This window comes from Streptomyces sp. NPDC086077, assembly GCF_040686175.1.
Classification (GTDB): domain Bacteria; phylum Actinomycetota; class Actinomycetes; order Streptomycetales; family Streptomycetaceae; genus Streptomyces.
In genome coordinates, this window is record NZ_JBFBJT010000042.1 from 41,536 (window position 1) to 52,504 (window position 10,969).

The 10,969-nt window shown below is 74.1% G+C and carries 10 protein-coding genes and 1 pseudogene; 5 read left to right on the plus strand and 6 right to left on the minus strand.

Translation table 11 applies throughout. The features are described from left to right. Window positions 1-62: 62 nt before the first annotated feature. The 4 genes from AB0O67_RS15015 to AB0O67_RS15030 are packed head-to-tail and all read right to left on the minus strand — an operon-like array spanning window position 63 to window position 5,155. On the minus strand, window positions 63-1,403 hold the full coding sequence (locus tag AB0O67_RS15015) for an AAA domain-containing protein (protein WP_365449953.1): 1,341 nt from the start codon (window positions 1,401-1,403) through the stop codon (window positions 63-65). Next, entirely contained in the window at window positions 1,400-3,046 is a 1,647-nt protein-coding gene (locus AB0O67_RS15020; protein WP_365449955.1) for a hypothetical protein, read from the minus strand. The genes AB0O67_RS15015 and AB0O67_RS15020 overlap by 4 nt, the downstream gene beginning before the upstream one ends. Further along, the gene (locus tag AB0O67_RS15025) at window positions 3,037-4,251 is read right to left on the minus strand and encodes a hypothetical protein (RefSeq protein ID WP_365449957.1); all 1,215 of its coding nucleotides are present in this window, start codon (window positions 4,249-4,251) and stop codon (window positions 3,037-3,039) included. The genes AB0O67_RS15020 and AB0O67_RS15025 overlap by 10 nt, the downstream gene beginning before the upstream one ends. Then, window positions 4,202-5,155, minus strand: coding sequence for a phosphatase PAP2 family protein (locus AB0O67_RS15030; protein ID WP_365449959.1), 954 nt, complete (start codon window positions 5,153-5,155; stop codon window positions 4,202-4,204). The genes AB0O67_RS15025 and AB0O67_RS15030 overlap by 50 nt, the downstream gene beginning before the upstream one ends. A gap of 204 nt (window positions 5,156-5,359) precedes the next feature. Between AB0O67_RS15030 and AB0O67_RS15035 the strand changes: the two genes are divergently transcribed. Continuing rightward, window positions 5,360-5,956, plus strand: a complete 597-nt coding sequence (locus AB0O67_RS15035) for a histidine phosphatase family protein (protein WP_365449961.1) — start codon at window positions 5,360-5,362, stop codon at window positions 5,954-5,956. Window positions 5,957-6,002: 46 nt separating this feature from the next. On the opposite strand, the gene AB0O67_RS15040 is transcribed toward AB0O67_RS15035, so the two are convergent. Continuing rightward, window positions 6,003-7,454: a hypothetical protein gene (locus AB0O67_RS15040; protein WP_365449963.1), complete on the minus strand. Its 1,452-nt coding sequence runs from the start codon at window positions 7,452-7,454 to the stop codon at window positions 6,003-6,005. Between the two features lie 280 nt (window positions 7,455-7,734). Here AB0O67_RS15040 and AB0O67_RS15045 point away from each other — a divergent pair, with 280 nt between their 5' ends. Then, window positions 7,735-8,151 (plus strand): hypothetical protein, encoded by a 417-nt coding sequence (locus AB0O67_RS15045; RefSeq protein WP_365449965.1) that lies wholly within the window; start codon window positions 7,735-7,737, stop codon window positions 8,149-8,151. Between the two features lie 112 nt (window positions 8,152-8,263). Further along, window positions 8,264-9,133 carry a fused MFS/spermidine synthase gene (locus tag AB0O67_RS15050; protein WP_365449967.1) on the plus strand — a complete coding sequence of 290 codons (870 nt, stop codon included), beginning with the start codon at window positions 8,264-8,266 and terminating at the stop codon, window positions 9,131-9,133. A gap of 39 nt (window positions 9,134-9,172) precedes the next feature. Here the strand turns inward: AB0O67_RS15050 and AB0O67_RS15055 are convergent, their stop codons facing one another. Continuing rightward, window positions 9,173-9,697, minus strand: coding sequence for a hypothetical protein (locus AB0O67_RS15055; protein WP_365449975.1), 525 nt, complete (start codon window positions 9,695-9,697; stop codon window positions 9,173-9,175). 129 nt (window positions 9,698-9,826) lie between these two features. On the opposite strand from AB0O67_RS15055, the gene AB0O67_RS15060 reads away from it, so the two are divergent. Together AB0O67_RS15060 and AB0O67_RS15065 are read left to right on the plus strand one after the other, a co-directional pair. After that, a complete protein-coding gene (locus AB0O67_RS15060; protein ID WP_365449969.1) occupies window positions 9,827-10,531 on the plus strand; it encodes a response regulator transcription factor in 705 nt (234 codons plus the stop codon). Beyond that, window positions 10,528-10,969: pseudogene (locus tag AB0O67_RS15065) on the plus strand (two-component sensor histidine kinase); the annotation flags it as partial. The gene AB0O67_RS15060 and the pseudogene AB0O67_RS15065, both read left to right, overlap by 4 nt.

Genomic DNA, 10,969 nt, shown 5'->3' on the forward strand with positions numbered 1-10,969 from the left:
CCCGTCCAGGGTGGACCACCCTCAATTCTCTCGCGCCCGCGCAAGGGGGCCCCTGAGCCCGTTCACGGTGTCCAGCTGACCCGGTGCTCGGCCAGATGCGCCAGGACCGCGTGGTTGGCCTCCCACCCGTCGGGAAACTTGACCAATGTTCCCAGCTGGACCGGCTCCGTCGACGGGTAGTCGTCCAGGAGGTCGCTCACTCCCGCCCGGCAGACCACGATGCACGCGTGCCGGTGGCGGGACGCCAGGACGCACAGGCGGCCCGTCTCCAGGTGGAACGCGGTGGCGTCGGGGCGGCCGGAGAGCGGGTGCAGGACGACCGTGACGTCGTACTCCCGGCCCTGAAGCCGGTTCGCCGTGTCGACCGTGACCTCGCGCACGCCCAGCTCGGCGAGGGCCGCCCGGACGGCGGCCGCCTGGTCGCGGTGGGCCGTGCCGACGGCGATCCGGTCGGCGGTCAGCGGCGTCGGCCCGGGGGAGCGCTCCGAGGTGGCGGCGCCGCCCCGGTCCAGCAGCCGCCGCACCACCGACGCCACCGCCCGCACCGCCTCCGGATCGGTGCGCGGCGTGTGCCGGGCGGGCAGCTCCAGCAGGCCCCAGCCCGACTCCGCCGCCTCGTCGATCACCCGGTCGGGGCCGGAGCCGTCCGACGGCACACCGAAGGCGAGCCGCCGGTCGCCGTGACCGGTGCCGCTGCGGAACGGCGTGTACGGGTAGAACGCGTCCGAGACCAGCGGCGCCGCCGAGGCGGGCAGCCGCCAGGAGACCGGCAGCCGGTGCTGCGGCAGCTCGGGGTTGTGCGCGAGCAGGGTCGTCACGGCGGACGCCGAGGGGTCGTACGACAGCCCCGCCCACTGCTCGCTGCCCACGATCGCGAACGGGTCCAGCTGCCCGGGGTCCCCCACGAACAGCGCCCGCTCGAACAGCCCGGCCACGGCCAGCAGCGAGTCCGACCGCATCTGGTACGCCTCGTCGACGATCGCGTGCCGCCACGGCTCGTCGGCCTTGACATGACCCCATTTCGCGGCGGTGGAGATGACCACGGGCAGCCCGGTCAGCTCCCCCGCCTTCGCCGACTTCCGTACGTTGGGCAGGTCGTCCAGGGCCTTGTCGTACGGGTCGGCGTCACTGCTGTGCAGTCGGCCCACCGGCAGCTCGGGGTTCTTCTCGGCGAGCCGCAGCACCAGGTCGTCGACCTGGGCGTTGGTCTGCGCGACGACCATCAGCGAGCGGCCCGCCTCGGCCAGTTCGAGTGCCGCGCGCACCACCAGCGTGGACTTGCCCGCGCCGGGCGGGGAGTCCACGACGACACCGCGGTGTGGGCCGCGCAGGGTGTCGCGGAGGATCGCCTCGGTCGCGCGTGCCGCCGCGGCACCGGGGTCGAAGGTGGTCTCCGTGGTCACAGGACGTCCTCCTCGGTGACGGGATCGGCGGGCTCCGGGTCGGTCCGCCCACCGGGCGGCCCGCCGTGCGTCCACGGCGTCTCCTCCGGGTCGGGCAGTTTCGCGCCGCCGCGCTGCTCGTGCTCGAACAGCGTGAAGCACAGGGTGTCGCCCTTCTCCGGCACGGACCCGGCCTCGGGCTCCTTGCCGCGGCCCATCTTGTCGAGGATCCGCAGGACCACCAGGGTGCCGCCGGTCAGCACGCCGGCGTCCTGCGCGCCGCCGGCGCCCTGCGGCGCCCCCTCGCCCTCGTACCCGACGAACTCGGCGGCCTGCGGTTTTCCGCCCAGCGAGCGGTACACCTTCGCCCGCTCGCCCAGATGGGGCCGGTCGTCCGTACGGACGGTGACCAGCGGGCGCGGGCTGGGGCGCCTGCCCTCGTTGTACGCCATGACCACGTCGGTGACCTCGCCCGCGAACGCCTCCCCGGACAGCCGCCGCCCGGCCATCACCAGCGGATCGTCGAGAGCCTCCTGGGCCTCCAGACGCGCCTGTTCGCGCTCGCGCGCGGCCAGCTTGTTCGCCGCCGTCACCGCGTCGTCGCGGCGCGGCTGCGGGGGCTCGCCCGCCAGCACCCGGTCCCGATGTCCGGTGAACGACCAGCGGTCGCGCGTCCACCGCTCCTCGACCCGGGCCCCCTCGGGCAGCTCCCGCAGCAGGTCCAGGCCCCGCCAGACCGCGTCCCAGGTCGGGCGGGTGACCCGCTCGACCAGGGCGCGGATCTCTCGCTCGGCGGCGGTGGTGTCCCCGAGCCGGTCGTCCGCCTCCAGACCGTCCTCGGCGGCGGCGAGGGCCGTACGCGCGCGGTCGTAGCGCTCGATGGCCGGGGCGAGCAGCTTGTTGTCGAACGCCGGGTCGGTTGCCGGTCCCGCCGGTGGCCACAGGAGCTGGCCCTGTGCGTCCCGGTCCAGCTCGGCCCGCAGCGCGGCCTCGGCGCCGGTGGCGCCGTCCGGCGGGTCGATCCAGGCGAGCAGCGCGCCCAGGTGCTGGTCCTCCAGGCTGGACTGGCCGGTCGCCCAGTGCCGGGAGAGCACGTCCGTCATGGCCAGCAGCAGCGAGGAGCCGGGGACCCGGGCGCGCTCCCCGTAGTGCGTCAGCCAGCGGCCGAGCAGTGGCACCCGCGGCGGTGCGGGGTGGGGGGTCTCCGGGTCCTGCTCCGCCGTACGGCGAAAGCGCATCGAGCGCCCGAGCAGCCGTACGAGGTCGACACCCGGGCGGCTGGGCACGATCAACTGCGGGGCGTCCGCGCACAGTTCGACCTCGACCTTGACCCGCTTGCCGGTCTCCGGGTCGGTGTCGGTGCGCTCGGCCGTCTCGACGCTCTCGGCGTGCGCGTCGATGTACGGCAGGACCACCTCCGCCAGTTCGGCCAGGAAGGTGAATCTGAGGTCGCGGTCGCGCGGCTGCGGCACGGCCAGCAGGCGGGGCGCGTCCCGGTCGGTGCCGACCAGCGCGCCGAGTGGGGCGCCGGCCTCACCGGCGGTGGTCAGCGGCACGAGGACGAGGGGGTGCTCGGACAGATGCCGGTGCCGGACGGTGGCGGCCGGCTGGGCACGGCCGGTGTCGACGGCTTCGAGGCGCGCGAGGGTGGAGATCAGTGACACCGGGCCGCCTCCGGAGACTCGGCGCGCCGGTGGGGTGCCTCGGGGTGCTGGGGTTCGGCCGTCCTTGGGCCGTGCACGCCGGGTGTCCCGGGCCGCTGCCTGCCCAGTGCCTCGGCGCGCAGGTGGGCCGCCCGGCGCAGGGCCGCCACCGCCGGGTCGTCGGGGTCGCCGGTCTCGCCGCGGGACGCCGCGAGGATGTCCTCGACGGTGGTCAGGCCGCCCAGCTCGGCGCGGAGTGAGCGGCCGAGCGAGGTCACCGCGCCCCGCGCGCGGGAGCGTTCCCGGCAGTGGAAGGCCAGCTCGCACGCGGACAGGCACTCGGGCGCGTAGGTCGCCGGTACCGACTCGACGGCGGCGGTGAGCCGGTCGTGGGGCAGCTCGGGGGAGAAGCACGTGCCCTCGGGGAGCGTGTCGGCGATGTCCTCGATACGGGTCAGGCGGCTCAGCTGGCGCCGGGTGACCGCGCGCTGTTTGCGCACGTCGACGGCGGAGGCGGTGGGGAGGTTGGAGAAGTCCTTCGGGCAGACCAGCAGGACCTGGTGCCGTACCGGCGGGGCGGGGTCCATACGGGCGGCGACCTCCTCCAGCGCCAGCACGTACACCGCCGCCTGCCGCGCGGCCGCGCCCACCTTCGCGGGGTCCGCCGAACCGTCCAGCATGGGGAACGACTTGATCTCCACGACCGTCCAGCCGCCGTCCGGGTGCACGACCACGGCGTCCGGCTCCAGGAACGCGGGAGAACCCGCGACGTCCAGCGCGAGCATCGGATGGTCGAGCAGCGTCCATCCGCCGGCCTCGACCGCCTCGCGCAGTGCCAGCGCCGTACGCGCGGCACGGCCCTCGGGGCCGATGGCGGACAGCTCCGGCACGCGCGCCCGCGCCGGAGGCTCGGCGCCCGGGTCCAGCCTCTCGTGCGCCAGCCGCAGCAGATCCGCGCCGCCGTCCGCCTTGACCCGCGCCTCGAAGGCGTTGCCCCGCATGAAGGCGAACTGCGACTGCCCGAACGCCGACGGCGAGCCCAGCGCACCGGCCAGTGCCGCCTTGTTCACCCCGGCGCCGTCGAGGATCGCGCGCCGTCTGCACCCCGGGTTGGCGGCGAGGGCCGCGAGGGCGCGGGCGTCCAGCGCCTTGGCCGGTACATCGGGACCGCGCAGCTCAGCGAGCCGGTGCCGGAGCGCCGTCCCCCGCGTCCGAGGGGGAGGCACCTGGCTCGGCTCCCGCTCCGAACCGCGACTCGCGCTGCCGTGGAATTCGTTCACCCGCGGAAGTCTGACATCCACCACTGACAATCGAGGCCCGAGCGGCACGAGAGCCCGCCGTGGCCGGTGCGGTGCGCGCGCTCAGCGACGTCCGCACGCGGTTCGCGGCCAGCGTCACATGCGGTGCCAGCAGCAGTCCGGCGCCCATCACGGCGGCGCCCGCGGCCGCGTCGAGGAAGTAGTGGTTCGCGGTGCCCATCACCACGATCGTGGTCACCAGCGGATAGGTCACGCCGGCGACCTTGGCGAGGCGCGTACCGCCGTACCGCCACAGGATCACCCCGCACCACAGTGCCCAGCCGACGTGCAGGCTCGGCATCGCGGCGTACTGGTTGGTCATGCCGCCCAGTCCGCGCGGCGCGCTCGCCTCGCCGGCCCACCAGCCGTACGTGCTGTACTGCGCCATCGTGTCCACGAAGCCGTACCCGGCGGACAGCAGCCGGGGCGGGCAGGTCGGCATCAGCGTGAACCCGATGAGGCCGATGAAGGTCGAGGTCATCAGCCAGGTGCGGGCCGCGCGGTACTGCACGGCCCGGGACCGGAAGAGCCAGACGAGCAGCGCCGGGGTGACCAGGTAGTGCAGCGAGGCGTACCAGAAGTCGGCCGGTATGCCTATCCACGCCTCGCGCGTGAACAGACGGTTGAGCGGGTGCTCGGCGTTGAGGTGCAGAGCCTTCTCTATGCGCAGTATCGCCAGGCCGTGGTCGACGGCGGTGGTGACATCGCCCCGGGCGAACAGCCGGCCCGCCGAGTAGCAGGCGTACACCAGCAGGATCAGCGGCAGCTCGGACCACCAGCGCAACCGCGGGCGTGGAGCCGCCTCGATGCCCGGTGTTTCGGCGTGCGGCATCCGATCGCCCTCCCCCTTCTCCTCGCGGCGCCCCTCGGCCCGGCGGCCGGTCGAACCACTTTACGGTGTATGTGCCGTCACCCTACGGGTGCCCTTCCGGCCCTGATAGACGCCGAGATCGCCCCCCGGGTTGCCCCTGGACGGGGTGCGCGATGATGGAGAGGTTCCCGCCCCGTTCTTCTCCAGGAAAGGTCCCGTCCCCTCATGGCACCGCGCATCCTGCTCGCCCGGCACGGGCAGACGGAGTGGTCGCTGGCCGGAAAGCACACCGGCAGGACCGACATACCGCTCCTCGACGAGGGGCGGCGCGGCGCGAAACTCCTCGGTGAACGCCTGCACCAGGCGCCGTACGCCGGGCTCCCCGGCATCGAGGTCCGCACCAGCCCCCTCTCCCGCGCGCGGGAGACCTGCGAGCTGGCCGGCTTCGGCGCCCGCGCGAGCACCTGGGACGCGCTTCTGGAGTGGGACTACGGCGCATACGAGGGGCTGACCCCCGGCGAGATCCAGGCCCTGCGCCCCGGCTGGCTGATCTGGCGCGACGGCGTCCCCGAGGGCGAGAGCCTGGCCGAGGTGACCGCCCGCGCGGACGAGGCCGTCGACTGGGCCCGCGCACAGGACCGCGACGTCCTGATCTTCGCCCACGGCCACATCCTGCGTTCGATCGGCGCCCGCTGGCTGAACCTCCCCCTCGACTTCGCGGCCCGTATCCGCCTCAACCCGACGTCCCTGTCCGTCCTGGGCTGGGCCTACGGCGAGCCGGCGATCGAGAGCTGGAACGACGTGGGCCACCTGGCGGGCTAGCCGGCGGGAGGCGCGATGCCGGGCGCGGCGGCACCCCCGGTCCGCCTCACACCAGGCGCGGTGCCGAAGCATGCCGTTCCAGGAACTCCGACACCCCGGACGCCCGCCTGTGCGGCAGCAGCACCCGCGCCGTCCCCGCCACCATCGCCTGGATGCGCGACGACTGCACCTCGTCCAGCAGGTCCAGCACCCGCATCCCCGCGGCGGCGGCCTCGTCGGGCCGGCCACCGCGCGCGAGGTCGTCGGCGAGCTCCGCCGTGTACAGCGCGATGTTCCGGGTGAAGTGCGGATCCTGCAGATGCGCCGCCCGCCGCGCGTGCCGGGACGCCCGCGTCCAGTCACCCAGCGTCGACCAGCACTGCGCCTCCAGCGCCTCCAGCTCGGCCTCGCCGTAGAAGGTCATCCACTCGGGGTCGGCGTCCGAGGGACCCCGGTCGTAGAAGGCGTGCGCGCGCGTCAGCGCCTGTGCGCACCCGGTGGTGTCGGCGAGCCCCGCCCATCCCCCCGCCTCCCGCAACGCCAGCAGCGACATCAACCGGGCCGACCCCAGGGGCCGCGCGATCCGCTGCGCGGCCTGCGCCGCCCGCACGGCCTCCCGCGGCCGCCCGGCGTCGCGCGCGAGGAACGCCGTGTTGCAGAAGGCGTGCGCCTCCAGTCCCGGATCGCCGGTCATCCGCGCGGTCGCCAGCGCCTCCGCGTAGTGCGAGCGCGCGTCGTCGAACCGTCCCGAGTCGTGCGCCAGCCACCCCACGGAGATGGCCAGTTCACCGGCGCCCGAGTGCAGCCGGTCGGCGGTCGCCTGCCGCGTGGCGCCGGCGTCCAGCAGCGCGTACGCGGCGCGCAGGGGAGCCGCCGCGCGCCGGTACAACCCGTCCGCGCCGTGCCGGTCGTCGAGCAACCGGATTCTGCGAACGGCCTCTTCGAGTGCGCCCGCCTCGCTCGTCCCGGCGCGCCGCACGGGGCGTTCCACCGCCGGGGCGTCGAGTGCGAGCCCGAAGGGACCCAGCGAGGCGGTGGCCACGGTGGCGCCCCCGCCGGTCATGAATGCGCGACGCAGCACGTCGCTCTCCTCGTAGTTGATGTGCGTGTCGTACGGGTTCTGCGTGGTGTCATACGGCTCGCCCGCCCCGCGTGTCTCACTCGTGATCTGCGCCGGGCTCTGGGAGTGCGCGGGGGGCGTGTCCTCGTCCGTGAGCGCCCCGCGCCCCCGTCCGCGAACGGACGAGCGGGGTGCGAACCCCAGGTCGGTGAGCGTGCGTCCGGGGAACATGTGCAGGAACACTCGCTCGTAGGCGTAGTTGGGGCAGCGGATCTCGCCCGCCTCCACCCGGCCGATGTAGCGCGCGTCACAGCTGACCCGCTCGCCGATCTCGCGGGCGGCGCGCCGCACCGCCGCGGCGAACTCGGCAGGTGAACGCCTGCCGCGCAGGCGCCTGAAGGCGAGGTTCGGCCGCGGTGGCCGGTTGGGCTGGGACGAGGTCACGCTTGACGACGTCATGGCCGGGTCCTCTCGTGCGAACCGTCGAACCATGCCGGACCGGGGTGAGTTGAACTGCCCGTCCAATGTGACGCCCTGATTCCGGCGGGCAAGAACGTACCTGCTGTGACGGGTACGGCACGCTGGGTTTGGCTACAAATCGGATATCTCATCCGGGATCTGCCATGAACTGCCATCCTTCGCGGCGCACTTCCGCCGTAGCCGTTGACGCCCTCCGGCGTTGAACTTCGTGGACCGGGAGCCGCCCGACTCCCGACCTGCTCGCTCAAGGAGGGGTTCCGTGGTGGAGGCCGGGATGGAGACCAGCCGGAGCATCGATTCGTGTACGCCGCTGCCGGCGTGCGACCTCGTGACGGTTCCCGCCCGGCAGGGGCTGGAGGCGGTGGACATCCTCCGGCGCGGTGAGATCGAGGCCGTGGGCCCGGTCCTGCACGACGACGACTGCGACACCCTCTGCTTCGTGGTCCCGCCCGGTACGGCGGCGGCGTGGGACATGCCCGGCAGCACCTGCACGGAGACCGACGGACGCGGACTGCGGCTGGCCCCCGAGCCGCCGGCCGACGGACCCGAGGCGCAGCCCGGCTCGGCCTGGCTGCTGCCGCCCGGTGAGGCCGAGCCGGCGACCGACCCGGCGGTGCTGCGCCGGGCGCTGGGTCAGGCGGCACGGACGATCGAGGCGGCGGACAACTGCCGCTGACGGTCACCCGCCGCACGGCCGACGGCGCGGTCCTCGGGCAGCGGCGCCGACCACCGCCACCTGTGCCGACGCCGACTGACCCGATGCCGCCCTACCCGCCGATAATGGTCGCGTGGGAAAGTCCAGAAAGCCGCGGCGGGCGCAGGCCGCACTCGCAGCCGTCGAAGAGACCGTCGACGGCGGCCTCGCCCAGCTGATACCGGACCGGGACCGGGCGCGGGCCTGGACCCTGTTGATCGACGGGGCCCCGCAGTCGCACGTGGATCTGGACGACCCCGCGTATCTCTCCTTCGAATACCAGCGGCGCCTCGGCCACGTCATCGACCTCGCCGCCCCGCCCGGAAAGCCGCTCCAGGCCGTGCACCTCGGAGGCGGCGCCCTCACGCTCGCCCGTTACGTCGCCGCCACCCGCCCCCGCTCCACTCAGCAGGTCGTCGAACGCGACGCGTCCCTCGTCGAACTGGTCCGCCGCGAATTGCCGTTGGCGCCGGGCGCGCGCATCCGGGTGCGGTCGGCGGACGCCCGTGAAGGGCTCGCCAAGGTGCCGGACGGCTGGGCCGACCTGATCGTCGCCGACGTGTTCAGCGGGGCCCGTACGCCGGCCCATCTCACCTCGACCGAGTTCCTCGACGAGATCCGCCGGGCGCTGCGGCCCGGTGGGCTGTACGGCGCCAACCTCGCCGACGGCCCGCCGCTCGCCCACCTGCGCGGCCAGATCGCCACGGCCGCCGCCCGTTTCCCCGAGCTCGCCCTCATCGCCGACCCGGCGGTGCTCCGGGGAAAGCGCTTCGGGAACGCGGTCCTCGTCGCCGGCGACCAGCCCCTCCCGATCGCCGAACTGACCCGCCGCGCCGCTTCCGATCCGCACCCCGGCCGCGTCGAACACGGCACCAGGCTCGCCGACTTCACGGGAGGCGCCACCCCGGTGACCGACGCCGCGGCGGTCGCCTCACCGGCACCGCCGCCTTCGGTCTTCCGCTGAACGCAGGGCGCGGGCAAGGGCGTTGAACGCGGGGGCGCCCTAGTAGGTACCGATCTCCACCCGTGGCGGCCCGTCGTGCCACGTGCAGAACACCGAGACCCGCTCGGCGCCCGCGGCGAACTCCACCCGGATCCACGTCTCCGTCTTCCACACCTGCATCGACCAGCCCGCGTCCGGGGTCGCCGACACCAGCGTCGCGGAGGCCTCGCCGAGGTCGAAGACGGCCCGGCCGCCCTCGGTGGCGTAGCTCTCGACCTGCCCGGACACGCGAGCGGAGGCGGGAGCGCTCGGGCTCGGGGAACTGCTCGGGGAGGCGGAGGGGGTCGGCTTCCGCGCGGCCGGCGAGGAGCTCGGGCTCCGCGCCGGTTCGGGCCGGCGCGTGCTCGCGGCGGTGGACCGCGGCTCCGGCTCACGCGTGCTCGCGTCGGCCGCGGTGACGGGCAGGGCACGCGGCGGGTCGTACACCGTGCCCGCCATGACCGAGTGGACACCCCACCACGACAAGGTGGTCGCCGCGCCCGTGGCGAGCGACCAGGCCAGTACGTGTACGAGTCCTCTGAGCATCGCGGGCCATACTGCCTCACCCACGCCACCGCTGTCCCATCGGTCACGGTGGACGACGAGTTGTCCACAGGCGCCAGGTTGTCCACAGGCGCCGGTCCCGGCTCTCTCGTATGGCGTACGGTGCGGCGCATGGCAAGTGTTCTCGTGGTCGAGGACGACCAGTTCGTACGCTCGGCGCTCATCCGGCACCTGACCGACGCCTCGCACACCGTGCGCAGTGTCGGTACGGCGCTGGAGGCGCTGCGCGAGGTCGCCCATTTCCGATTCGACGTGGTCATCCTGGACCTCGGCCTGCCCGACCTCGACGGATCCGAGGCCCTGAAGATGCTGCGCGGCATCACGGACGTCCCCGTGATCATCGCCACCGCGCGGGACGACGAGACGGAGGTCGTCCGGCTGCTGAACGACGGCGCGGACGACTATCTGACCAAGCCCTTCTCCGTGGAGCACCTCTCCGCCCGGATCGCCGCCGTCCTGCGCCGCTCCCGTGCCGCCGCCGGCGACGCCCCGCCGTCCCCGGTGCTGCGGGTCGGCGGACTGACGGTGGACCCGCTGCGCCGCCAGGCCGAGCTGGACGGCGTCCGACTGGACCTCACCCGGCGCGAGTTCGACCTGCTGGCCTTCCTGGCCGGGCGGCCCGGGGTCGTGGTGTCCCGCAGGGAGCTGCTCGCCGAGGTGTGGCAGCAGTCCTACGGCGACGACCAGACCATCGACGTCCATCTGTCCTGGCTGCGCAGGAAACTGGGCGAGACGGCCGCGCGGCCGCGCTATCTGCACACCCTGCGCGGCGTCGGTGTGAAGCTGGAACCGCCGGGAGCGGAGGCGCGGCCATGAGGTGGGCACTGGTCAAGGTCTCGCTGGCGGTCACCGCCATGGTCGTGGTCGCCTTCGCGGTGCCGCTCGGGCTGGTCGTCAAGGAGAGGGCCCGCGACCGCGCGTTCTCCAACGCCGAGCGCGACGCGGCGGAGATCGCCCCGGCGCTGTCCATCACCACCGACCGCGCCCAACTCGAACGCGCGGTCGCCGCCGCGGGTTCGGGCGACATGATGGCCCTGCACATACCGGGCGGCGAGGACGCGCAGGCCGTCGGCGTCGGGCGGCAGCGGGCCGCCGACGCGGACATCGAGGCCACCCGGGAGATGGGCCGTGCCTCGACGGCCGCGGCACCCGGCGGGTCGGCGCTGCTCCAGCCAGTGGCGTTGAGCTCGGGCAAGTTCGCCGTCGTCGAGGTGTTCATCCCCGACGCGGCCGTCACCAAGGGCGTGGGCACGG

Excerpts from the sequence above, each read along its gene's own strand:
- AB0O67_RS15030 (WP_365449959.1), bottom strand. The coding sequence starts at position 5,155 with ATGCCGCACGCCGAAACACCGGGCATCGAGGCGGCTCCACGCCCGCGG.
- AB0O67_RS15035 (WP_365449961.1), top strand. The coding sequence starts at position 5,360 with ATGGCACCGCGCATCCTGCTCGCCCGGCACGGGCAGACGGAGTGGTCG.
- AB0O67_RS15040 (WP_365449963.1), bottom strand. The coding sequence starts at position 7,454 with ATGACGTCGTCAAGCGTGACCTCGTCCCAGCCCAACCGGCCACCGCGG.
- AB0O67_RS15055 (WP_365449975.1), bottom strand. The coding sequence starts at position 9,697 with ATGCTCAGAGGACTCGTACACGTACTGGCCTGGTCGCTCGCCACGGGC.
- AB0O67_RS15060 (WP_365449969.1), top strand. The coding sequence starts at position 9,827 with ATGGCAAGTGTTCTCGTGGTCGAGGACGACCAGTTCGTACGCTCGGCG.